Origin of the sequence: Labrenzia sp. PHM005, assembly GCF_006517275.1 — a bacterium.
Lineage (GTDB): Bacteria > Pseudomonadota > Alphaproteobacteria > Rhizobiales > Stappiaceae > Roseibium.
The window spans coordinates 3,911,322-3,933,024 of record NZ_CP041191.1; the positions used below are offsets into that span (position 1 = coordinate 3,911,322).

Sequence of the window (21,703 nt, forward strand, 5' to 3'; positions counted from 1 at the left end):
TGTTCGGCCATGTTTGCGGTACACCAGTTGCGGTTAGACGGAAGCAAACATTGTTTCCGGCGTTGGGACTTGTGGGTCTTCAAGGTCTTAGACCGGTTTGAGCTGATCGGTGCCAAAAGCCCAACTTAGGCCAGAATGATTGGCCATATATGAGTGAAGCAGGATGCGCGTTCAAAAAAGAACCAGTCCCGGCTTCTAAACCTCAAGCGGGTGCTTGGGATAGATTGTAAATGGGACAGAAACGCCCGTTACGGCAGGGGCCGTCCGGCGGAGAATAGTGTAAACGGGATGTACAATAAGAAGACAAAACGTCAGCACTTGACCAAGGCCGGTGTCCTGATAGGCGCTGCGGCGCTGATGTTGGCTGCTGTGCCGGTCCAAGCCTTCGATGGCAAGCCTGCTGCACCCGGTCCGATTAATCCATCGACACTGTCTCCCAATGAGGCTTTGCGGGCAGGTGCACGCCAGTATTATTCCGGCGATAAGACAGCTGCGATATCTTCTCTGCAATACGCTGCGGAGAATGGACAGGCGATGGCAGCTTGGAAGCTCGGCGACATGTATGCAAAGGGCGATGGCGTTCAAGAGGACGACTACAAGGCGTATCAATATTACAGCCAGATCGTCCGCGCCCACGGTGATGACGGACCGGAATCCCCGGATGCGCCCTTTGTCTCCAGCGCATTTGTGGCGCTTGGCACCTACTATCTGAACGGAATTGAGGGGGCCGTCCCGAAAGATATCGGTCAAGCCCGGCGGATTTTCACCCACGCAGCGTCTTATTTCGGTGATGCAGCTGCCCAGTATCATCTCGGCCGCATCTATCAGGAGAGCAATCGGCGGATGGCTGTGCGCTGGTACAATCTGGCTGCTCTGAAAGGCCATGTCGGAGCTCAGGCCCGGCTGGGCGAAACATTGTTCTCGCTTGGCTCATCGGACAAGAAAAAGGCGCGCGGCCTGATGTGGCTGACCGTGGCCCGTGAACAGGCCAGTGGCCATGATGCCAATTGGATCAATGATCTGCACGAACAGTTTTTTGCAGTTTCTCCCGAACCTGTCAGGGAGAAGGCGCGTTCCATGGCCGACACTTGGATTGAGCGCAATCGGCCGGACACACTGACCGCCCAACAAGTGCCGACGCAGTAGTTTTCTGATTTTTTGGGATTTAGTTCGGAAGCCCGAATTGGTGTGCGGTGTATTCCGCACATCATACCAGCGGCAATTTCCTCAAAACACTGGCTCGCTCATCAACGGATCAGGCGAGGCCTGTTGAATGAGCTTTTGTTCCAGTGGCGTCAACAACGCTTGCGGGCAGGGGGACTGGCTCATTTGCCAGGATGTGTTGTTGAGTACCATGGAGCAGGTCGCAATCCGGGTGCTCGTCCCACTTCCCAAACATATTGAATCGCCAATGCTGTAGTCTTGGCCTTTGTAGCGGCAAGTGCAGGGAACGTCTGGATTGGTCGCCTGCTGGGCGTGGGCGGTAGACATCAGCAAGAGCATAGCACCAAGAGCGGCCGCGAGTGATATTGCAAAAGCATCAGAGATGGGGTGGAGCCGCACGCGGCGCCAGTAGAAATGCCCGCGGATCGCCGGTGCGGGCGGAAGGCGTTTGTCCGTTATCCCATTCCCTAAAGGGTAGCATGAGCACAGCGTTCCGCAAAAGGTATATATTTGCGCCTATTTTCAATTTCGTTTGAGGATAGGCCGTGCGGACGAGATGGAGATGTATTTCGCCGGGGTCTGCTGAGTTCAAGACCAAGAAAATTTGACGCAGGTGATGCTGGTGCATCATCAAGGTGGATTTTCGCAGAGGTTTGAGCGCTGCAGGACCGACCCTTCGGGTATGACAAAGGGCGTTAATCTAGCGCAGACAATCCCTTGACCGTATCACCGATACCTTCTGCAGGTCTTTCCACTCTATCTTTCGCCCTTTGTCACACGAAATGCGTCTCCAATTCGTCCACACGGCCTAGCGCTGCGTTGAAACGTAGGCGCCGGTCTATGCCGCCAACTGGACCCAAACAGGCACGTGGTCAGAGGGTTTTTCCCACCCGCGGACATGTTTGTCGATGCCGCAGCCGAGCAGTTTGTCGGTAGCTTGGGCGGACATCAAAATATGATCAATGCGGATGCCGTTGTTCTTTTGCCAGGCTCCAGCCTGATAATCCCAAAAGGTGTAAGTGGCTGGTTCTGCGGTACAAGCACGCACGGCTTCGGTCATGCCAAGATGGGTGAGTGCCCGGAATTTTTGGCGGCTTTCGGGCTGATAAAGCGCATCCTCTGTCCAGTTTTCCGGGTTTCTGGCGTCAATTGGATCCGGGATGACGTTGTAATCACCGAGCAATAGAAATGGTGTCTCTTCCGCCAGACGCTTTTCGGCATGCACCAGAAGGCGATCCATCCAGCCCAGTTTATAGGGAAACTTCTCCGTCCCCAGCGGATTGCCGTTCGGAAGATAAAGACAGCCGAATCGGACAACCCCTTCACCGAGGGTGACACTCGCCTCGATATAACGGGCTTGTTCGTCCTCATCATTGCCGGGCAGGCGGCGTTGAACATCCTCTAGAGGTGTTTTGGAAAGAATGGCGACGCCATTAAATCCTTTCTGGCCGTGGGTTTCGACGTTGTAGCCAAGGTCTTCAAACGGCTGACGTGGAAAGTTCTCGTCGACTGATTTGATTTCCTGAAGACAGGCAACGTCTGGCGATGATTCTTTCAGCCATTCCTGGACAGTTTCCAGACGGGCTTTAACCCCATTGATGTTCCAGGTGGCGATTTTCATGAGCAGTCCCCGTGCATTGCTGAGCCGCATCATAGGCAATTGCGTTCACTTGTCGCCAGTGAACTGAAACTATGCCCAGGGGTTTTTGGGTTTGTGCTCAGTGCGTCCGGCAGAAAGGACCGCAAAAAGTCAAATTGTAAAACTGGTTCCGCAACCGCAGCCAGCAACGGCGTGCGGATTGTTGATTTGAAAGGCCTGGCCCATCAGGTCATCTACAAAATCTATCTCCGCACCGCCCATATATTGCAGAGAAATGGAATCGATCAGAACAGTTGCGCCGGGGTTCTCGATCACCAGATCATCATCTTCGCGGGAATTGACCACATCGTACTTGTATTGAAGACCCGAACAGCCACCGCCTTCTACGCTTACCCGCAGCATGCTACCGGGCGCTTCGCCGGATAAAATCTTGGCAATACGCTTGGCAGCGCTTTCGCTGACTGTTACTCGATTTTCAAGCATTTCGGTCATGGTCTACTGACTCGCTGGGACAGCCCCTTTAAAGGGTGCGGCAAATTGGACTTAACCGGATAGTTAAGATCTCAAGGCACAAGCGTCAATGTGTGGAGCTGGAAACGGCACTCTCAACAGGGGACGGGGCGGTGAACGACAATTGGAAGCAGATCCAGGCCGATATTGGGTATGGAGCGCAAACACTCGCCAAATTTGCCCAGAATCCGACCAAAAGCCGTGGCCGGCTTTTCCCTGAACCGGAAAGCCCGACTCGAACCCCGTTTCAGCGGGACCGGGACAGGATCATCCATTCTTCCGCTTTCCGGCGTCTGAAACATAAGACCCAGGTGTTTGTCTATCACGAGGGCGATCATTTCAGAACACGGCTGACACACACGATTGAGGTTTCTCAGATCGCCCGCTCACTGGCCAGGGCTTTGAGGCTTGATGAGGACCTGGCTGAATGCTTGGCTCTTGCCCATGATCTCGGGCACACGCCTTTTGGCCATGAGGGCGAGGACGTCATGCACGAATGTATGGCGCCCTATGGCGGATTTGATCACAACGCTCAATCGCTGCGTGTCGTGAGCCATCTGGAACACCGTTATGCCGACTTCGATGGCTTGAACCTAGCCTGGGAAACCCTGGAGGGCCTTGTCAAACACAATGGACCTCTCGTGGATGGCAGCGGAGCGCCGCTTGGCAAGTTCAAGGACAGCGAGCTGCCATTTGCGATCCGCGAATACCAAAAACAGCAGGATCTGATGCTGGACACCTGGCCGAGTGCAGAAGCGCAGGCTGCGGCCATTGCCGATGACATTGCCTATGACGCCCATGATCTGGACGATGGGCTTCGGGCCGGGCTGTTTGCCATCGATGATATGCGTGACGTGCCGTTCCTGGCCGAAATCCTGGCTGAGGTCGATCACAAATATCCGGGTCTTGAAGAAACCCGCCGTATTCATGAGATTGTCCGGCGATCGATCACCCGGATGGTTGAGGATGTGATCCAGGAGGGGTTCCGCAACCTTGCTGAGGTTGCGCCGGAAAGCGTTGAGGATATCCGCAATGCCGGCAAGTGCCTGGTGGGTTTTTCATCGTCCATGACACCGGCGGAGCGGGATGTGAAAAAATTCCTGTTTGCCCGGGTGTACCGGCATGAAGATGTTTTGGCCGTTCGCCGGCTGGTGGCGCGTGTGGTGCGGGAGCTGTTTGCAAAGTTCTTGGCTGAGCCGGATTTAATGCCAAGCCCGTGGGATGCGGGGCTTGCAGACCTGGATGAAGAGGACCGGGCAAGGCGGGTATGCGACTATATTGCCGGCATGACGGACCGGTATGCGATAGAAGAACACCGCAGATTGTTTGACGACACACCGGATTTGGGGTAGGCGCAGGGGCAAATTTTGGATCCCTGCCGCGCCAAAGCCCAATTCTTCGGTGCGTGCGGGGCCTTTGTGTTTGAAGAAACAAACCTGACCGGTGCCTAATGAACATCTTTGCCGAGTTCACGAAACGCGTGAAAAAGTGTCTGGAAGCTCTTGATCTAAAAGGACCGGATGGTTCTTCGCCCGATTTATCGCGCGTTGTGGTCGAGGCGCCGCGCGACCCGGCTCACGGCGACTTTGCAACCAATGCTGCGATGGTTCTGGCCAAGCCGCTCGGGATGAAACCACGGGATTTGGCCGAAAAACTGGTCGCAGAACTTGCCAAAGATCCGGAGATTACAGAAACGACCGTGGCTGGCCCCGGATTTATCAATCTTCGTGTGACGCAAAGCGTTTGGCAGAAGATTCTGGGCAGTGTTTTGGCCGACGGTCTTGGGTTCGGCGGCACCAAGTGCGCAAACCCGGCCAAGGTCAACGTTGAATATGTCTCGGCCAATCCAACCGGTCCCATGCATGTCGGCCACATCCGCGGCGCGGTGGTGGGCGATGCGCTCGCCAATTTGCTGGCTTTTGCCGGCAATGACGTTGCCAAAGAATATTACATCAACGATGCCGGGTCGCAGATTGATACGCTCGCCCGCAGCGCCTTCTTGCGCTACCGAGAGGCGCTTGGCGAAGACATCGGAGAAATTCCGTCAGGTCTTTATCCTGGCGATTACTTGGTCCCGGTCGGAACTGCGTTAAAAGACGAGTTCGGTTCCGAGTTGCTCAGCCAAGAGGAAAGCGAGTGGCTGCCGAAGGTCAAAGAACGGGCGATTGCCGCCATGTTAGACCTGATCCGCTCTGATTTGGCCGCCCTAGGCGTTGAACACGAGGTTTTCTTTTCGGAAAAATCGCTGCATGAGCGGGCAAATGGTGCGGCTTCGAAAATCGATCAGATGCTGGATGGTTTGCGCAGCAAGGATCTGGTCTACGAAGGCACATTGCCACCACCGAAGGGCCAGGTGCCAGACGATTGGGAAGACCGGGAGCAAACCCTATTCCGCGCTGCCGATTTTGGGGATGACACGGATCGGGCTTTGAAAAAGTCCGATGGGTCCTACACCTATTTTGCAGCCGATGTTGCGTATTTCGAAGACAAGTTTCGCCGCGGGTTCCAAGAAGCAATTTACGTTCTGGGCGCCGACCATGGGGGCTATGCCAAACGCCTTCAGGCCGTTGGGCAGGCGGTCTCGGGTGGCGACACCGAAGTAATTGTCCGTTTTTGCCAGCTTGTGAAGCTGATGCGGGATGGCGCGCCGGTCAAAATGTCGAAGCGTTCCGGCGACTTCATTACACTGCGGGAAGTGGTTGACGAAGTTGGCCCGGATCCTGTCCGCTTCATGATGCTGTTCCGCAAGAACGACGCACCGCTTGATTTCGACTTCAAGAAGGTGACTGAGCAGTCGAAAGACAACCCGGTCTTTTATGTCCAATACGGACACGCGCGTTGCTGCTCTGTTATGCGGCAGGCAGCAGAAGAGGTTGCCGGGCAAGATTTCTCAGATTCTGTTCTAGCCAATGCCGACTATTCCTTGCTCGATGACAGCGGTGAATTGGAGCTGATCGGCAAGATGGCCGAATGGCCGAAAGTTGTCGAAGCAGCAGCCGATACACATGAACCGCATCGAATCGCGTTTTACCTGCATGAGCTGGCAAGTTGTCTGCATGGGCACTGGAATAGAGGCAAGGAATTGCCGCATTTACGCTTTATTGATTCTAGTAACACGAAATTAACGCTAGCGCGTGTTGCTTTGGTTCGTGCAGTATCCTTGGTACTTGCGTCAGGCTTGGCGATTCTCGGTGTGCAAGCACCCGAAGAAATGCGCTGATGTGCCTATAGACGGCAACCGGCTGTATACTGTTTGAATACGTTGCGTAACAAAACCGATTCTTAGAGCGCTCATGTCAGAAGACGACGACAAAAAGCGGCCAGACCCGATAAACGTTTCCGGACAGCCCGGAAACGAACGGCCATCTGGTGAAGATCCGCTGATCGAATTGGCGCGCATCGTCCACAACAACAAGCAAGTGGGGGCGCCGGTGAGCAGCGGCCGGGTTGGGAACACAGACTATTTTGCAGGCCTGGATGATTTTGCCAGCGATCCACAGTCAGACGTCAGCGATGCGCACCAGCGCACCGAACCGGAATTTGGCAGCCCAAGAGAAGCTCTCAGCGCAGTAGAACCGCAGGAGGTTCCTGGCCAGCGGTCGGAGCCGGAATTCGGTGGCCAACAAAATGCAGCAAGCAGTCCGTCATGGCCCGACGTTCCAAGGCTGGATACGATTGAAAATACTGCGGCTCAAGCAATTGCCAGGCCCGCTGTTAATGCATTTGGCGGCCAGCCTACCTCTGCAAACGAGCCACAGGCATTCGCACCTGAATTCGAGAATGCAGGCGTGACTAATTTGGCGCCGTCGGTTGCAATTGACCTGGAACAGAATCTGACCGCTGAGCTGGAAGACGAACTGAAAGGCGCATTGCGCCATACAGATGACCAACCTGCCGATACTGATATCGCACCAGCTCCGCCGGTGACCCAGCCAGTTGGACAGTTTCACATCAGTGGGCTTCAAACGCCGGTGGCCGGGTACAACCAATCCATCAGTGCCAACAACGATGCACGTTTCGAGCAGCCTCAGACGCATACGGACAGTGGCGATCGGTATGCGGACTTTGGTCGCCCGAGGCCTGTCGACCCGGAGCCTCAAGTCACTTCGGATTTTGATCCAGCTCCGGATCTTGCTCCCAGCGAGCCTGAGGCGGCCCCTGCGCAAAGCCGTCCGGCCATCAATGAAGATGATCTCTTTGCGGCCTTAACAACGCCTCCAGCAGCTGCGTCTGCGACAGAGGCTGCGCCCGCTGACAAAGACACGAAACCTGCAATTGCCGGCATCGATACTTTGCTAGCGGATCTGGATTTCCCGGAAAGGGAACAACGGCACCAGACGGCATCCGATCATTTGCAGGAGCCTCTGGGATCTGAACCAAGTCAGCAAGTCCCGGCCAGTCGTCCGGACACTACCAGCGCGCCGGCTGCAGACGATATAGATGATATGGCTTGGCCAGCGGCCGCTGACGCCGTTCCGGACGTGCGTGACGAAGATACGCCTCCACCGCCGGAAGGATATGATCTCGATGCGGTGGCCCGCGCCATGCAGGAAAGTGACCCAACGCTGAAGGGCAGTGGGGTTCTACCGCCGCATTCGGCCGCAGAGCAGGCTGCCGTCCCGCATGCCGAAGAACGGTCCCGGCGCGGCCTCTTTGTTGCCGGCGGTGTTCTAGCTGTCGCTGCAATTGGCGCCGCCGGGTTCTTCTTCATGGACAGTGGCGGCATAACCGTGCCGGACGGGCCTCCGCCCGTCATCAGCGGGCTTCAAGAACCTTTGAAAATTTTCCCGGAAGCACAAGATCCGGGCACCGGCAACAATCAGTCGGCGAAACTCATCTACGACCGGGTAGATGGCACGTCTGAAAATGCACCGGCGCAGCTCGCTCCGCAAGAAACGCCGGAACCGGCTTCTTTACCGCCTGCACCAGCTGGAGTGCAATCGGGCGCGGATCTGGTGCCAGGCGCGACCAAACGTGTTCGGACAGTTGTGGTCCGGCCTGACGGAACAATTGTCTCCGGAGAAGATGCAGCTCCTGCGCCCACACCGGCACAGCCGGCGCCCACAGCACCGAGCGAACCAAGGGCTGTTACGACCCAGCCAATCATCGCCAACCCGGAACCGGCGCCAGCTGAGCCTGCGGTTGCGCCGCAGCCTGCCACTCCGGCAATTGCTACACCAGCAGCACCTGCTCCAGCGACACCGGCGCCTGAAACACCGGCGATTGTGGCTGGAACAGAACCTGTAGCTGCTGAACCGGAGCCGGCTGCACCAGTGGCTGTCATTCCGAGCGTGTTGCCGCGGAAAAAACCGGCTGCGCCAGTGCGTGTCGCGCAGGCACCGGCCGCAGTGGTCGATCCTGTTCCAGCTGCGACCAACAACAACGGCCCACTTAATCTGTCCCAGCCGGCTCCGACACCTGTGGCGACAACACCTGCAACAGGCGGGACTGCTACCGGCACGATCCCATCCGGCACCAACATTGTGCAGGTCACATCTCAGCGGTCGGCTTCAGCAGCCCGGGATGCCTATTCCGGTTTGCAGCGGCGTTTCCCGTCAATCCTGGGCAACCGGAACGCTGTGATCGTTCCGGCCGACCTCGGCGACCGGGGCACGTTCTACCGGGCGCGCATTCCGACAGGATCCCGTGAAGAGGCGGTTCGGCTTTGCGAGCAGCTGCAAGGTGCGGGCGGTGATTGTTTCGTCCGCCGGATGCCGTAAGCGCTTGTAGTCTCAAAAAATTACTTTGAAGAAAAGGCCGGTTTTGCCGGCCTTTTTATTCAGCCGCGTCCACGACAGGTTTTCCAGAAAGGCCTGTGAGGCGTGGAGCCATGTGCCGGTAGACGTCAGCAATTGCATCAATGGCCTGGCGGACAGCTGGCTCACGGCGGACATCCCGGTGAACGATGATATGTTCCGGATTTGTCAATTCTTCAAGGGGACCCATGACGCGGATCAGATCCGGATGCTGGTCACCGATGAAGACCGGCAGCAGTCCGAGACCGGCTCCGCTGACAATCATGTTCATGAGGGTTGTCATGGTGTTGCTGCGGAGGCGGGGCGGAACAGGTAGCCGGTCGCTCAGCCAACGATTTTGCGATGGATACCAAAGGTCGTCCGGTGTGAATCCGAGCCAATCACATTTGTGATACCGGGTGTCCGTTAGTGCGTCTGGGTGCGCGGCAACATAAGACCGGCTGCCATAGACACCATAGGCAAGGTCCCCCAGTTTCCGGGCAATCAGCGTGTCGGTTTCCGGCAGGCAATTGCGGATTTGCAATTCAATGCTGCGGCTTTGGTGGTCTGCATGGTTGTGGCTGGAAATTAGCTCCAGCTCGATGTCCTTTAGCCGTGTATCCAGCACATGGAACATGTCTGTCAGGACTTTAGCCCGCACTTCATCCACTGCAATCCGGACAACCCGTAAAGATGTTCCGGCAAGGTCCGGCATCACTCGTGCTGCAGCCTCAGCTTTCTGGCGCATTTCTGCAGCCAGTGGGATCAACCGCAGGCCAGCTTCCGTTGGTTTTAGACCTGACGGCATTCGGTCGAACAAACGTGCGCCGACCCTGTCCTCAAACGCTTTTAATCGCCGGCTGAGTTGCGGCTGGCTGATATCCAAGGACTTGGCTGCACCGGACAAAGAGCGCATCCGGGCAGCGGCATCAACGAGTTTAAGGTCATCCCAATTCATGATTTCAATTATACGTATTTGCACAGCCGGCCGCAATGGCATGCGTATTTGAATAGCCCTTATGGGGATTTGGCAGCTGATGAAAAGCGATCCTTGGTGATAGGGAAGTTATGTCATCACGTTCTTGGAACCAAATTCATGTCCCTGCCAGCAGCTGTCTCTCAACGCGAAAACATCCCTGTTGCCCTCTTATTGGCTGTGGCAGGTATGGCGGCTTTCACGCCGATATTTGCGGCCGGAAAACTGGCTGGCGGCTTGGTGCCGATCGCAGCACTTGTTTGGTTGCGGTTTGCTGGCGGCGCCGCAACCATTCTCTGTGTTGCCGGAGTGCGCAAAGTCCCGCTTCACCGGCAAATAAGCCCGCTTTGGAAACTGCACCTGATGCGGGCGGTCTGCGGCGTCGGCAGTCTGGCAACGGCGGTTTATGCGGCATCAGTCATGCCGCTCGCCGACGCGACCGCGATTGGTTTGACCAAAGGCATTTTCGCCATCGCCCTAGCGGGGCTGATTTTGAAGGAACTCGTTACCGGCCGGCATTGGTTGGCCGGGATCCTGAGCTTGGTTGGGGCCTATCTTGTTGTACAATCGGCCAATAGCGGGATGGTTCCAACTGGAATCGCCACGACAGGCGTCGTTGCGGCACTCGCCAGTGCATTGTTCATGGCAACTGAAAGCCTGATTATGCGGTATATCGCCCAACGGGAAGATACGGTAACGATCCTGGCCTACGTCAATGTTTTTGCCGCCTGTCTGTTGGCCGGACCCGTTGTGTGGCTGATCGCCGCCGAAGGGGTTGGCGTTTCCGATCTGCTCGCCTTCGCTTGGCTCGGGCCGCTGGCAATTTTCGGGCAATCCTTGAATATCGCAGCCTACCGGCGGGCTGGTGCGGCGACCTTGGCTCCGGCGTTTTATGCCACTGTGATCCTGTCGGCGATCTTTGGTTATGCGGTGTGGGGCGAAGTGCCTGGCCAGGGTGCGGTCTTGGGAGCGGTCCTCATACTGGCTGGCGGCGCAGTTCTGACACTGCGCCGGCCGTCCTAAAACTCTACTTCATCAACGCATTTGCCAAGAACGGCAGGCTTTCATCGAGGCGATAGTCGATCGAAGAATGCGTGTCGTTGAACTCCTGATAAATATGCTCAACTCCGGCGTCAGTGAGTTTTTTGGTGAACCGCCGCGCACCATAAAGCAAGTTGTACTGATCGATATCGCCGCAATCGATCCAGAGCGCTTTCAAGGATTTCAACGCGTCTGTGTGAGTGTCGACCATATGCACCGGATCCCAAGACAACCAGGTATTCCAGCGCTCTTCGATCAGCTCGCAGGTTTCCAGGTCAACTGGCAGACGAATGCCGCAGAAGATTTCCGGCGCCGGATCGGGATCATAGGTTGCGGCCATGGCAAAGGTCATGAGGTCATGAAGGGCGCTACCGGGATATTTGGGACCGGCTTCATAGCCCCGAACAAACGCCTCGATAGACCCGGTTTTCTGAATTGCGCGCAGAGCGCTCGGCATTTCGGGCAAGTAACAAAGCTCAAACGCCATATCACCTGAATGGCAAGCTGCGGCCGACCAGACATCGGCATGTTTCATGGCATGAACGAGTGAGCCATAGCCGCCGGACGACTTACCAAAGAGACCGCGTTTGCCAGAGCCTCCGCAGCCGAATTTGCTTTCAACAGCTTGCAGCATGTCCGTGGTAAGCCAGGTCGCCCAAGGACCCATCGCAGCGCTGTCGATATACTGGTTGCCGCCAAGGCGCGTGAAACAATCCGGGAAGGCGACAACGACCGGTGGCAGTTCGCCGTCATGGATCAGCCGGTCGAGGCGCTCCGGGACATTTTCGCCGAAATTTTTCCAGCTGACATGCGCCGGACCGCCTGAAGTAAAGCCGACGAGATCGACCAGAAGCGGGAGCCGGTCACCAGAATGGCCATAAGGCGTATAGACTATCACATCGCGCGTTGACGGATCTCCAAGCCGGTTGTGTTTTAGGATGTCTGAAGTCACTGAAATCCGGTGTAAAGTGCCTGCCGGAATGTCGGGACGCGCGCGCATGTGGTTTTTGCTCCAATAAGGAAAAGTGAGAGGAGCTTTTGATCGCAAGTTCAGCCCGTGTGCGCAAGTGCGCTATCGGATGCATGGACGCTTTCTTGACGGCGAGAGATCAGGCCGATAAGCCAAGTTCATGATCAAGGCATTCATTTCCGGTTGCGCCGGATCCGTCTTAACGGACGACGAACGGGCGTTTTTCAAGGATACCAATCCCTGGGGATTGATCCTGTTTGCCCGTAATATTGAAACCCCCGAGCAGGTTTCCGGCCTGACGGAGAGTTTTCGTCAGGCCGTTGGGCGGCAGGATGCGCCGGTTCTGGTCGATCAAGAAGGCGGCCGGGTTCAACGTTTGCGGCCGCCGCATTGGCGCAAATATCCCGCGCCGAAACTGTTCGGCGATATTTATAACCAAGATCCAGCAGCCGGACAGCGGGCTGCCTTTCTCGGAGCGCAACTGATTGCTGCTGATTTGAGTGCGGTTGGAATTACGGTGGATTGTTTGCCGTGTTTGGATGTCCGTTTCACGGAAACCGTTGATGCCATTGGGGATCGCGCGATGTCGGAAGACCCCGAAACGGTTGCGCTGCTCGGCCGCGACATGGTCAATGGCGCGTTGGCAGGCGGTGTTTTGCCGGTAATCAAGCATATTCCTGGACACGGCCGGGCCATGGTCGACAGTCATTTGGAACTGCCGCGGGTCCTAGACGACAAAAAAACGCTGGAAACTGTGGATTTTCAACCTTTCAAGGCCCTGCGGGATGTGTCCTTGGGCATGACTGCGCACCTTCTTTATGAGAGCATTGATCCCGATAATCCGGGAACTCAAAGCCGGACAGTGATTGAAGAAATCATCCGCAAGGAAATCGGCTTTGATGGGTGTTTGATGAGCGATGATATCTCGATGAAGGCCCTTGGCGGCACCGTTGGGGACAGGTCCCGTAAGATCTGGGATGCCGGGTGTGACGTGGTGTTGCATTGCAATGGTGAGATGGATGAGATGCGGGTTGTCGCTGATGCTGCACCGGATCTGGCGGGACGATCGTTGGAACGGTGTGAGCAGGCGATGGCTGGTTTGAAACCCATCGATCCGGACTTTGATAACGTTGCAGCTTGGCAAGAGTTCCAGTCCTTAACCGGCTGGGCAGGGGTGTAACCGGAAGTTTGATGGCGGAACAGGAAACACAACCGGTCCCAGTGCAGGAGCAGTCCTATGATCTGCTGAGCGCTGTGCATTCGGCAGAGGAACGGGCAACCTCCGATCCGCAACTGGTTGTGGATGTAGACGGGTTCGAAGGTCCGCTCGACCTCCTGCTTGGACTGGCCCGGACCCAGAAGGTGGATCTCGCCAAAATTTCTATTCTGGCTCTTGTTGAGCAGTATCTGGATTTCGTCGCGGAAGCGCGCCGCATGCGTTTAGAGCTTGCTGCCGACTATCTGGTGATGGCCGCCTGGCTTGCCTATCTGAAATCACGGCTACTGCTGCCGGAACAAAAAGATGAAGACGAACCAACGGGGGAGGAACTCGCTGCTGCACTTGCCTTCCGCCTGCGACGTCTGGAAGCCATGCGCGAAGTCTCAGAAAAACTTCTGGCACGCAGCCGGGCCGGACGGGATGTGTTTTTCCGGGGTGAGCCGGAAACCATGTCCGTTGAACATAAAAGCATTTGGGACGCGTCGATCTATGATCTTTTGTCGGCCTATGCGACCCAGCGTCAGCGCCAATCGGTCACGTCTGTCCGCGTGTTAAGGCGGACAGTTTGGTCGCTGCAGGAAGCGCGTGAATTGCTGACGAAACTTGTTGGCCGGGTGAGCGAATGGGCGCCCTTGAACGCCTATCTGCGCGATTATCTTTACGACAATAAAGATTGGGCGACGATTGTTGCCAGCAGTTTCTCCGCCAGCCTGGAAATGGTGCGTGAAGGACAAGTCGAAATCCGTCAGGGCGAACCGTTTTCTCCGGTCTATATCCGCGCCATAGAACAGGAGCCGGAAGAAGATGTCTGAACCGGACCAGCTGGATCTGGAAGATGGCCCAGAAGGCACCGAAGCTCCCAAAAGTGTGGATGACCTGTCTGGCCTCCGGATGGTCGAAGCCTTGTTATTTGCTTCCTCCGAGCCGCTGTCTCTGGAAGAGCTGACCTTGCGCTTGCCCGAAGGCACTGATGTGGTCGGGCTTTTAGAAGAGCTGCAGACCCTATATGCCCCCCGCGGAGTCAATGTCATCAGGGTAGCCGGGAAATGGTGTTTCCGGACAGCCGAAGACTTAAGTTTCCTCATGCACCGCAATGTGGAAGAGCAGCGCAAACTGTCGCGCGCGGCTCTTGAGACACTCGCGATCATCGCCTATCACCAGCCGGTTACACGGGCGGAGATCGAAGAGATCCGCGGGGTTTCCACCTCAAAGGGCACGCTGGATGTTCTGCTGGAAACCACCTGGATCCGCATGCGCGGACGCCGGCGGACACCGGGGCGGCCGGTCACCTATGGTACGACGGAACATTTTCTAATTCACTTCGGATTGGAAAATGTCAAAGACTTGCCGGGCCTTGAGGAGCTAAAAGGGGCAGGGCTGCTCGACAGCGCCATTCCGGCATCCTTTATGGTGCCGACACCCAATGATGATACGGCGCTTGCCGAGGATGAAGATCCTTTGGAAGACGGCACGCTGTTTGATGATGAGACGGACGAGACCGCGCAAACCTGATGTCCAAGAATTTCACTCTCAACGGCAACGGCCATGGATTGAGCTGGGGTGCACCGGGAACGGCGAGCGCGACCATTGCGGCCGGGCTCGTTTATGAAAATGTTTCCCATGATTATGATGGGGTTCCGTCTGTCAAAAACCTGAGCCTGTCGGTTGCACCAGGGGAAATCCTGTGTCTGCTGGGACATTCGGGCTGTGGCAAGACAACGTTGATGCGCATTGCGGCCGGGGTTGAACGCCAAAGCGCAGGCACCGTCCTCATCAATGGCATGCCTGTCGCCGGGCCAGATACGTTCGTTCCGCCGGAAAAGCGCGGCGTTGGCCTGATGTTTCAGGATTATGCGCTGTTTCCGCATATGACGATCCTCGACAATGTCATGTTCGGATTGAAAAAACTCGGCGCAACGGAAAGCAAAGCGGCTGCGATGACAGCCTTGGGCCGTGTAGGTTTGGCTGATTACGCTGGGGATTATCCGCATGCCCTTTCGGGTGGTGAACAGCAACGGGTTGCGCTCGCAAGGGCATTGGTGCCGCGGCCCGGCATACTATTGATGGACGAACCGTTCTCCGGGCTCGACAAGCGGCTGCGCGACAGTGTGCGCGAGGAAACCTTGGCGGTGATCCGGGAAACCCGGGCGACCTGCATCATAGTCACCCATGATCCGGAAGAGGCGATGCGCATGGGCGATAGAATTGCTCTGATGCGCCGGGGCGAGCTGGTTCAACATGGAACAGCTGCTGATCTTTATAATCGGCCAGCAGATCTGTTTGCGGCCCGGTTCTTTTCCGAACTCAATCAGATCGAAGGCAAGGTGACGTCCAGCGGTGTTGAAACCGCCCTTGGTATTTTGCCGTCAAATGGCATGCCTGAAGGGGCCGCAGATGTTTGCATCCGGCCGCAGGGCATTGTTTTGAGCAAGTCTGGTCTGTGCGGCGTAAAGGGCCGCATCCGGTCGAAACGATTCGTCGGGGAAGTAGATTTGCTGACGATTATCGTCGACGGACTGGAGCGTCCGTTGCAGGCGCGGGTGCGCGCCGGCAGCGAATGGACAACCGGTATGGACGTCGCTGTGACGACAGATCCGAAGGATGTGCTTGTCTTTCCGCGGTCGTGACCCCAAATCCTAGAAGAATTTACCAGATTATCCTTCTGTCTAGGAGTACAGAAACATTCCGACTATGTATTGTTGCGGCGAGACAAGCAGTTTTGTACAAGGGCTCAAATGAGCTGTTGAAGCCATGTATCAGGAGTTTGGCGTATGGGCATTAGTATCTGGCAGATTTTGATCATCGCGGTTGTGGTGGTTCTGCTGTTCGGACGGGGCAAGATTTCCGAGTTGATGGGCGATGTAGCCAAGGGAATCAAAAGCTTCAAAAAGGGAATGGCTGAGGACGACGTCGCCGATTCCCCGAAGACAATTGATCATCAAGCCGGTGAGACCGTCGAATCCACCAAGGCAGAAGATCAGACCAAAGCAAGCTGATCTTCATCTGCGTAACGTCTCCCTAAGGGGCGAAGGGTTTTATGTTCGATATCGGTTGGACGGAACTTATGGTGATCGCCTGTGTTGCGATCATCGTCGTGGGGCCGAAGGACTTGCCGCGCATGCTGCGCACGCTTGGCCAGACTATGGGCAAAGTGCGCAAGATGTCGCGCGAGTTCCAATCCACGTTTAATGAGGCTTTGCGCGAAGCAGAGCAGCAGGCTGATATTGCCGACATGAAAAAGACGGTCGAAGAAGCGGCCAACTTCAATCCCCTTGGCGATTTGAAAAAATCGATTGAGGAAGACGCGGCGCAGATAAAAAAATCGGTCGAGGTCGACACCAAATCTCCAGCGGAAAAGCCCGCAGAGGAGAAAACGGCTGACGCTTCAGCCGAGAATCCGGCTGAACCCAAAGTTCCACCGAAAGACGCGCCCGTCACGGAAGAAGCCAAGGCATGAGCCAGGAAGATATCGACGCCTCAAAGGCGCCCTTGATCGAACATTTGATCGAATTGCGCCAGCGGCTGATGTGGTCCATCGCTGCAATTCTTGTGATGTTCGTCGCTTGCTTCTATTTCGCGACTGATATCTACAACATTTTGACCGTGCCTTACTTGCGCGCAGCACCGGATCCGGATGCGGTGAAGATGATCTTCACCGCACCGCAGGAATGGTTCTTCACCCAGCTGAAACTGGCTCTGTTCGGTGCGCTTTTCCTGGCGTTCCCGGTGATCGCCAGTCAGGTCTATATGTTTGTGGCTCCTGGGCTTTACAAACATGAGCGCGGTGCGTTCCTGCCGTTTCTGGTCGCAACCCCGATCCTGTTCCTGATCGGTGCCTGCCTGGTTTACTTCCTAGTCATGCCGATGGCGATGGGCTTTTTCCTGTCGATGGAACAGTCTGGCGGGGCCGGCCAGGTGGCCATCGAACACCTTGCTAAGGTCAGCGAATATCTCGGTCTGATCATGATCTTGATCTTCGCATTCGGCCTGGTTTTCCAGCTGCCGGTGGTTCTGACGTTGCTCGGCCGTGCCGGTCTGGTGACAGCTGATGGCCTCAAACAAAAACGCAAATACGCCATCGTTGGAGCGTTTGCAGCTGCGGCTATTTTGACACCACCCGACCCGATCTCGCAGATCGGTCTTGCGCTGCCCACGTTGCTTCTCTACGAAGTCTCCATTCTGTCCGTCCGGATGGTGGAGAAAAAGCGCGCGGAACGTGATGCCGAGCGTGAAGCTGAGGATGCTGCGGCTTAAGCCTTAGCCCTGCTTTTCTTCCCGCGGCGGACTGTTCTTAACAACGACCGCCGTTCGGGAAGCGAAGATGTTTGATATCAAATGGATCCGGGAAAACGCAGACGCCTTTGACCAGGCTTTGGCAAAGCGGGGCTATGAAGCTTCAGCTGCCAAGCTGATTGCATTGGACGATTCCCGCCGCTCCCACATCACCAAGCTTCAGGAAGCCCAGGAACGGCGCAATGCTGCGTCCAAGGAAATCGGCAAGGCCAAGGGCTCGGGCGATGACGCGCGCGCGCAAGAGCTGATCGACGAAGTCGCCCAAATCAAAGCGTTCATCCAGTCAGGTGAAGAGGAAGAGCGGACGCTGATCTCCGGCCTAGAAGCAGCAATGGCGGTTATTCCGAACCTGCCGCACGAGGATGTGCCGCAAGGTGCGGATGAAGCCGACAATGTTCTTTATCGCACCCATGGCGAAAAGCCGGAACTTCAACTCGAAGGCGCGCCGAAGGAACATTATGAGCTTGGTGAAGATCTCGCCGGGATGGATTTTTCGACCGCCGCCAATCTGTCCGGCTCGCGGTTTGTTGTCCTGAAAGGGCAGATTGCGCGTTTGGAGCGGGCGCTCGGCCAGTTCATGATCGATCTGCACACTCAGGAAAACGGCTATACGGAAGTGTCGCCACCGCTCCTGGTCAATTCTGATCCGCTCTATGGCACCGGCCAGCTGCCGAAGTTTGAGGAAGATCTCTTCAAGACAACAACGGATCACTATCTGATCCCGACCGCGGAGGTGCCGCTGACCAATCTGGTTGCGGGCGAAATCATGGCGGAAGACCAGCTTCCGCTGCGGGTCACGGCTTTGACCTATTGCTTCCGCTCCGAGGCTGGATCTGCTGGCCGCGATACCCGCGGTATGCTGCGCCAGCATCAGTTCCAGAAGTGTGAGTTGGTGTCGGTCACAACACCGGAAGAGTCGCTCAACGAGTTGGAGCGAATGCTCGGCTGCGCTGAGATGATCTTGCAGAAACTTGGGCTGCATTACCGTGTCATGACGCTGTGTACCGGCGACATGGGCTTTGGAGCGCGCAAAACCTACGACATTGAAGTCTGGCTGCCGGGGCAGAACACATATCGCGAGATTTCATCTTGCTCGGTCTGTGGTGATTTCCAGGCACGCCGCATGAACGCCCGCTATCGCCCAGTGGACGCCAAACAGCCGGTACATGTGCACACACTGAATGGATCCGGTATTGCCGTCGGCCGGGCCTTGATTGCGGTTCTGGAGAATTATCAAAACAGCGATGGCACCATCACTGTGCCGGACGTTTTGCGGCCGTATATGAATGGTCTAGAAAAAATCGGGTGAGGGCGGCTGCCCTCCCTTCTTTCCCTTTGAGATTTTGAACGGGTTTTTCATGCGCATCTTGATTACCAATGACGACGGCATTCATTCGCCAGGCCTTGACGCTTTGGAGCGGATTGCCCGTACTTTGTCCGATGATGTCTGGGTTGTGGCTCCGGAAACAGATCAAAGTGGTGTCGCACACTCCCTGACATTGAACGATCCTTTGCGGCTACGTCAGATCGACGACAGGCATTTTGCCGTCAAAGGGACCCCGACCGATTGTGTCATCATGGGGGTACGCAATATCCTGCCTGGTTTGCCGGATTTGGTGCTTTCCGGCATCAATCGCGGGCAGAACCTTGCTGAAGATGTGACCTACTCCGGTACCGTTGCCGGTGCGATGGAGGGCGCTATTCTGGGCATCCGGTCCATCGCCGTTTCCCAAGCCTACGGCTGGAATACCAAAGCGGAACCCGACTATAGAACCTCCGAAATTCACGCGCCGGAGCTGTTTAAAAAACTGGTGAACTTCGATCTGCCGCCGTATTCGCTTTTGAATGTCAATTTCCCAGCCTGCAAAGCAGAAGACGTCAAGGGCGTGAAAGTGACGGTGCAAGGCCACCATGAGCAAAGCGGATTGTACATCGAAGAGCGGACCGATGGCCGCGGGCACCCCTATTACTGGCTGCGTTTTCAAGACCGGGGCAAATCGGTTCTTGATAATTCAGACCTTCACGCAATTGCCGATGGATATGTCTCTGTTTCCCCGCTACGCATAGATTTGACGGCGCATGATCTGGTTGAGCATTTATCCGGAGCCCTGCGTTAAGTTTTGAACCGGGGAGCAGCGGATGACCGGTTATGGTCCCGGCGGAGACAGCGGGGCGCAACAACCGAATTTACCGGACGAGGCCGAAGCGCGCGCAGCGTTGGTGCTTGGTTTGCGCCAACGTGGTATCGCTCCTGTTGAGATTCTTTCCGCGATTGAAAGGCTTCCCCGGCGGCTGTTCTTAGCCGCGCGCCATCACAAGCTTGCCTATGAGGACATAGCACTTCCTATGGAATGCGGACAGACAATGTCCGCACCGTCCGATGTTGCATTTGCCCTTCAGGCTCTGGATGTGAAACCCGATCACTTGATTTTGGAGGTGGGCACCGGGTCGGGATACCAGACTGCCGTTTTGGCTCAGCTGGCGCGGCACGTTTACAGTCTGGAACGCTATCAGACGCTTTTGAAACTGGCAGACCAGCGGCTCGCCGCGATGAAACAAGACAATGTGACTTTGCTTCATGAAGATGGTTTGAGCGGATTGGAAAAGAAGGCGCCATTTGACCGGATTATCCTGAATGGAGCTGTCACTGAAATACCAGATCAGCTGATGGCCCAGCTCGCTCCGGAAGGAATTCTGATAGCCCCGCTTGGGCAACCGGGCAGCGTACAATCGCTTGTGCGGCTGATTAAGACCGAAAGCGTTGGTGCCACCAAGACCTTGGGTGAGGTGCGGATGATTTCCCTCATGCGCGGTGTTGCCCATCACCTTTAACGTCGCGCTGCAGATGCATTTTGCACCTTAACCTGGCCAGTCATTGCCCATACCCTTACGTCATGCTACCCAATAAGCAATTTTCCGGAGGGGGTTTTATGAGTTTTATCGGGTTTCTTGGTCGTGTTTGGACGTTTATTTGCCTTAAAGATACCAGCACTAAGATGGCGCTCGCCGGTGCGGCGATCCTCTCAAGCAGTGTAACTTCGGCGGCCGATGAATTGCCGCTGGAAGACTATTTCATGAGTTTTCCCAATTGTTACGGCCGTACCTATAGCCTTCAGCACCAAAAAGCGCATCCAGAACAAAAAACGGTCGACATCGCGATCAGTCACTTTCCTTCGCGCCAGCAATTGCTGGGGATGGAAAGCCCTTATCAGCCTTATCCCGATACCCCCCGGTTTATCCTCAAGCTTGATGTCTGGATCAAAGGGGAGAATGAAGGCTGGCAAACAGACGCTTATTGTGAACCGGAGGGCAATCGGATTGCCTGCGGCATCGAATGCGATGGCGGCCGGTTTTATCTGGAGGGCCGAAAGGACGACAAACTGCGTCTGACCGGCGGTACGGATCTCGATTTCAATCAGTGTGATGCCGGCAATCGGATCTTTAACCGCGCGCCCGACGACAAGACCTTCCTGCTCAGCCCGATTCCGTTGTCTCACTGCAGGCCGCACTAAGGTGTCAATTCACAGCACCAACGCAAAGGACCGCCAATGAGTGAGGCGCAAGAAACCTCCGGCGAGGGGTGGACCGGGAACAAACCGCTGGTCATTGCCTGGTTGCTGATTTTCTTTCCGGTTGGTTTTTATGGACTTTGGAAGGGAGATGTTTTTGAGCGCAATTGGAAAATCGGCATCACTGTTCTTGTGCTGATTGCCTTCTTTCCGCTCGGCGTCCGGTTTGTTCATCCGGCCTATGTGCTTCTGGCTTATCCAGTTGGGCTTTACCTGCTTTGGCAAGCCCCTTCTGTGCGCCGGGCGACGTTTTACAAGTTCGCCGCCGCGTGGTGCGCTGTCTTTGTCCTCTTTGCCGTCAACAACTTGGCCGGGCCATCTGGCGGTTTTGAGGATTTTGGAGAGGAAGGTGGCAGCTGCGCAGCGGTCATGACTCAGAACAATTGCACGTACTATAGAGATTCGGATTGTAACGTGATCGCCCGCGAATGCAGCTGACGTTACGGAGATTTGTCAGGCCGCTGCAATTGACTTAATGCAGATAAACCGCAGAAATGCGCGGCCTACACAATAAAATAGCTGGATCGAGAAACTGAAATAGCCACTGATTTGAAGCCTCTTCTTTAGTCTTTATAAACCTTACTCGTTTCTAATCTTAACCAAAGCAGCCATTGTCAGCAGTTTGG

Annotated in this window: 21 protein-coding genes; 17 read left to right on the plus strand and 4 right to left on the minus strand. The window is 55.8% G+C overall.

All coding sequences use genetic code 11. The features are described from left to right. Positions 1 to 288 precede the first annotated feature (288 nt). On the plus strand, positions 289 to 1,146 hold the full coding sequence (locus FJ695_RS17715; RefSeq protein WP_209010706.1) for a tetratricopeptide repeat protein: 858 nt from the start codon (positions 289 to 291) through the stop codon (positions 1,144 to 1,146). An 856-nt stretch (positions 1,147 to 2,002) separates the two neighbouring features. On the opposite strand, the gene xth is transcribed toward FJ695_RS17715, so the two are convergent. Both xth and FJ695_RS17725 read right to left on the minus strand, forming a co-directional pair. Then, the gene (gene xth / locus FJ695_RS17720; RefSeq protein WP_141186679.1) at positions 2,003 to 2,785 is read right to left on the minus strand and encodes an exodeoxyribonuclease III; all 783 of its coding nucleotides are present in this window, start codon (positions 2,783 to 2,785) and stop codon (positions 2,003 to 2,005) included. Positions 2,786 to 2,914: 129 nt separating this feature from the next. Then, positions 2,915 to 3,256 (minus strand): iron-sulfur cluster assembly accessory protein, encoded by a 342-nt coding sequence (locus FJ695_RS17725; protein ID WP_141186680.1) that lies wholly within the window; start codon positions 3,254 to 3,256, stop codon positions 2,915 to 2,917. 131 nt (positions 3,257 to 3,387) lie between these two features. On the opposite strand from FJ695_RS17725, the gene FJ695_RS17730 reads away from it, so the two are divergent. From FJ695_RS17730 to FJ695_RS17740, 3 genes are all read left to right on the plus strand, one after another. Beyond that, entirely contained in the window at positions 3,388 to 4,626 is a 1,239-nt protein-coding gene (locus tag FJ695_RS17730; protein ID WP_371708789.1) for a deoxyguanosinetriphosphate triphosphohydrolase, read from the plus strand. A gap of 98 nt (positions 4,627 to 4,724) precedes the next feature. Further along, complete coding sequence (gene argS, locus FJ695_RS17735; RefSeq protein ID WP_141186681.1) at positions 4,725 to 6,494, plus strand: arginine--tRNA ligase; 1,770 nt, start codon at positions 4,725 to 4,727, stop codon at positions 6,492 to 6,494. Positions 6,495 to 6,567: 73 nt separating this feature from the next. After that, the gene (locus FJ695_RS17740; protein WP_141186682.1) at positions 6,568 to 8,994 is read left to right on the plus strand and encodes an SPOR domain-containing protein; all 2,427 of its coding nucleotides are present in this window, start codon (positions 6,568 to 6,570) and stop codon (positions 8,992 to 8,994) included. Between the two features lie 55 nt (positions 8,995 to 9,049). Here the strand turns inward: FJ695_RS17740 and FJ695_RS17745 are convergent, their stop codons facing one another. Further along, the gene (locus FJ695_RS17745) at positions 9,050 to 9,967 is read right to left on the minus strand and encodes a LysR family transcriptional regulator (protein WP_141186683.1); all 918 of its coding nucleotides are present in this window, start codon (positions 9,965 to 9,967) and stop codon (positions 9,050 to 9,052) included. Between the two features lie 138 nt (positions 9,968 to 10,105). Here FJ695_RS17745 and FJ695_RS17750 point away from each other — a divergent pair, with 138 nt between their 5' ends. Then, positions 10,106 to 11,008 carry a DMT family transporter gene (locus tag FJ695_RS17750; protein WP_141186684.1) on the plus strand — a complete coding sequence of 301 codons (903 nt, stop codon included), beginning with the start codon at positions 10,106 to 10,108 and terminating at the stop codon, positions 11,006 to 11,008. A gap of 4 nt (positions 11,009 to 11,012) precedes the next feature. On the opposite strand, the gene FJ695_RS17755 is transcribed toward FJ695_RS17750, so the two are convergent. Then, positions 11,013 to 12,026 (minus strand): alpha/beta hydrolase family protein, encoded by a 1,014-nt coding sequence (locus tag FJ695_RS17755; protein WP_141186685.1) that lies wholly within the window; start codon positions 12,024 to 12,026, stop codon positions 11,013 to 11,015. A gap of 130 nt (positions 12,027 to 12,156) precedes the next feature. Between FJ695_RS17755 and nagZ the strand changes: the two genes are divergently transcribed. From nagZ to FJ695_RS17815, 12 genes are all read left to right on the plus strand, one after another. Beyond that, a complete protein-coding gene (gene nagZ, locus FJ695_RS17760) occupies positions 12,157 to 13,176 on the plus strand; it encodes a beta-N-acetylhexosaminidase (protein WP_141186686.1) in 1,020 nt (339 codons plus the stop codon). 11 nt (positions 13,177 to 13,187) lie between these two features. Continuing rightward, entirely contained in the window at positions 13,188 to 14,027 is an 840-nt protein-coding gene (locus tag FJ695_RS17765; RefSeq protein WP_209010707.1) for a ScpA family protein, read from the plus strand. Next, positions 14,020 to 14,727, plus strand: a complete 708-nt coding sequence (gene scpB / locus FJ695_RS17770; RefSeq protein ID WP_141186687.1) for an SMC-Scp complex subunit ScpB — start codon at positions 14,020 to 14,022, stop codon at positions 14,725 to 14,727. Before FJ695_RS17765 ends, scpB begins: the two co-directional genes overlap by 8 nt. After that, on the plus strand, positions 14,727 to 15,842 hold the full coding sequence (locus FJ695_RS17775; RefSeq protein ID WP_141186688.1) for an ABC transporter ATP-binding protein: 1,116 nt from the start codon (positions 14,727 to 14,729) through the stop codon (positions 15,840 to 15,842). Before scpB ends, FJ695_RS17775 begins: the two co-directional genes overlap by 1 nt. A gap of 144 nt (positions 15,843 to 15,986) precedes the next feature. Further along, positions 15,987 to 16,211: a twin-arginine translocase TatA/TatE family subunit gene (locus FJ695_RS17780; protein WP_141186689.1), complete on the plus strand. Its 225-nt coding sequence runs from the start codon at positions 15,987 to 15,989 to the stop codon at positions 16,209 to 16,211. A gap of 41 nt (positions 16,212 to 16,252) precedes the next feature. After that, positions 16,253 to 16,672: a Sec-independent protein translocase protein TatB gene (gene tatB, locus FJ695_RS17785; RefSeq protein WP_141186690.1), complete on the plus strand. Its 420-nt coding sequence runs from the start codon at positions 16,253 to 16,255 to the stop codon at positions 16,670 to 16,672. Beyond that, complete coding sequence (tatC, locus tag FJ695_RS17790; protein WP_141186691.1) at positions 16,669 to 17,469, plus strand: twin-arginine translocase subunit TatC; 801 nt, start codon at positions 16,669 to 16,671, stop codon at positions 17,467 to 17,469. Before tatB ends, tatC begins: the two co-directional genes overlap by 4 nt. Before the next feature lie 67 nt (positions 17,470 to 17,536). Continuing rightward, positions 17,537 to 18,817, plus strand: coding sequence for a serine--tRNA ligase (serS, locus tag FJ695_RS17795; protein ID WP_141186692.1), 1,281 nt, complete (start codon positions 17,537 to 17,539; stop codon positions 18,815 to 18,817). Between the two features lie 49 nt (positions 18,818 to 18,866). Continuing rightward, complete coding sequence (surE, locus tag FJ695_RS17800; protein ID WP_141186693.1) at positions 18,867 to 19,625, plus strand: 5'/3'-nucleotidase SurE; 759 nt, start codon at positions 18,867 to 18,869, stop codon at positions 19,623 to 19,625. A 22-nt stretch (positions 19,626 to 19,647) separates the two neighbouring features. Then, positions 19,648 to 20,340: a protein-L-isoaspartate(D-aspartate) O-methyltransferase gene (locus FJ695_RS17805; RefSeq protein ID WP_141186694.1), complete on the plus strand. Its 693-nt coding sequence runs from the start codon at positions 19,648 to 19,650 to the stop codon at positions 20,338 to 20,340. 98 nt (positions 20,341 to 20,438) lie between these two features. Beyond that, positions 20,439 to 21,020 carry a hypothetical protein gene (locus tag FJ695_RS17810; RefSeq protein WP_141186695.1) on the plus strand — a complete coding sequence of 194 codons (582 nt, stop codon included), beginning with the start codon at positions 20,439 to 20,441 and terminating at the stop codon, positions 21,018 to 21,020. Between the two features lie 36 nt (positions 21,021 to 21,056). Further along, the gene (locus tag FJ695_RS17815) at positions 21,057 to 21,515 is read left to right on the plus strand and encodes a hypothetical protein (RefSeq protein ID WP_141186696.1); all 459 of its coding nucleotides are present in this window, start codon (positions 21,057 to 21,059) and stop codon (positions 21,513 to 21,515) included. Positions 21,516 to 21,703 lie beyond the last annotated feature (188 nt).

What these genes read in the sequence shown, in the direction of transcription:
- FJ695_RS17715 (WP_209010706.1), top strand. Translation starts at nt 289, where the DNA reads ATGTACAATAAGAAGACAAAACGTCAGCACTTGACCAAGGCCGGTGTC.
- xth (WP_141186679.1), bottom strand. Translation starts at nt 2,785, where the DNA reads ATGAAAATCGCCACCTGGAACATCAATGGGGTTAAAGCCCGTCTGGAA.
- FJ695_RS17725 (WP_141186680.1), bottom strand. Translation starts at nt 3,256, where the DNA reads ATGACCGAAATGCTTGAAAATCGAGTAACAGTCAGCGAAAGCGCTGCC.
- argS (WP_141186681.1), top strand. Translation starts at nt 4,725, where the DNA reads ATGAACATCTTTGCCGAGTTCACGAAACGCGTGAAAAAGTGTCTGGAA.
- FJ695_RS17740 (WP_141186682.1), top strand. Translation starts at nt 6,568, where the DNA reads ATGTCAGAAGACGACGACAAAAAGCGGCCAGACCCGATAAACGTTTCC.
- FJ695_RS17745 (WP_141186683.1), bottom strand. Translation starts at nt 9,967, where the DNA reads ATGAATTGGGATGACCTTAAACTCGTTGATGCCGCTGCCCGGATGCGC.
- FJ695_RS17750 (WP_141186684.1), top strand. Translation starts at nt 10,106, where the DNA reads ATGTCCCTGCCAGCAGCTGTCTCTCAACGCGAAAACATCCCTGTTGCC.
- FJ695_RS17755 (WP_141186685.1), bottom strand. Translation starts at nt 12,026, where the DNA reads ATGCGCGCGCGTCCCGACATTCCGGCAGGCACTTTACACCGGATTTCA.
- nagZ (WP_141186686.1), top strand. Translation starts at nt 12,157, where the DNA reads ATGATCAAGGCATTCATTTCCGGTTGCGCCGGATCCGTCTTAACGGAC.
- FJ695_RS17765 (WP_209010707.1), top strand. Translation starts at nt 13,188, where the DNA reads ATGGCGGAACAGGAAACACAACCGGTCCCAGTGCAGGAGCAGTCCTAT.
- scpB (WP_141186687.1), top strand. Translation starts at nt 14,020, where the DNA reads ATGTCTGAACCGGACCAGCTGGATCTGGAAGATGGCCCAGAAGGCACC.
- FJ695_RS17775 (WP_141186688.1), top strand. Translation starts at nt 14,727, where the DNA reads ATGTCCAAGAATTTCACTCTCAACGGCAACGGCCATGGATTGAGCTGG.
- FJ695_RS17780 (WP_141186689.1), top strand. Translation starts at nt 15,987, where the DNA reads ATGGGCATTAGTATCTGGCAGATTTTGATCATCGCGGTTGTGGTGGTT.
- tatB (WP_141186690.1), top strand. Translation starts at nt 16,253, where the DNA reads ATGTTCGATATCGGTTGGACGGAACTTATGGTGATCGCCTGTGTTGCG.
- tatC (WP_141186691.1), top strand. Translation starts at nt 16,669, where the DNA reads ATGAGCCAGGAAGATATCGACGCCTCAAAGGCGCCCTTGATCGAACAT.
- serS (WP_141186692.1), top strand. Translation starts at nt 17,537, where the DNA reads ATGTTTGATATCAAATGGATCCGGGAAAACGCAGACGCCTTTGACCAG.
- surE (WP_141186693.1), top strand. Translation starts at nt 18,867, where the DNA reads ATGCGCATCTTGATTACCAATGACGACGGCATTCATTCGCCAGGCCTT.
- FJ695_RS17805 (WP_141186694.1), top strand. Translation starts at nt 19,648, where the DNA reads ATGACCGGTTATGGTCCCGGCGGAGACAGCGGGGCGCAACAACCGAAT.
- FJ695_RS17810 (WP_141186695.1), top strand. Translation starts at nt 20,439, where the DNA reads ATGAGTTTTATCGGGTTTCTTGGTCGTGTTTGGACGTTTATTTGCCTT.
- FJ695_RS17815 (WP_141186696.1), top strand. Translation starts at nt 21,057, where the DNA reads ATGAGTGAGGCGCAAGAAACCTCCGGCGAGGGGTGGACCGGGAACAAA.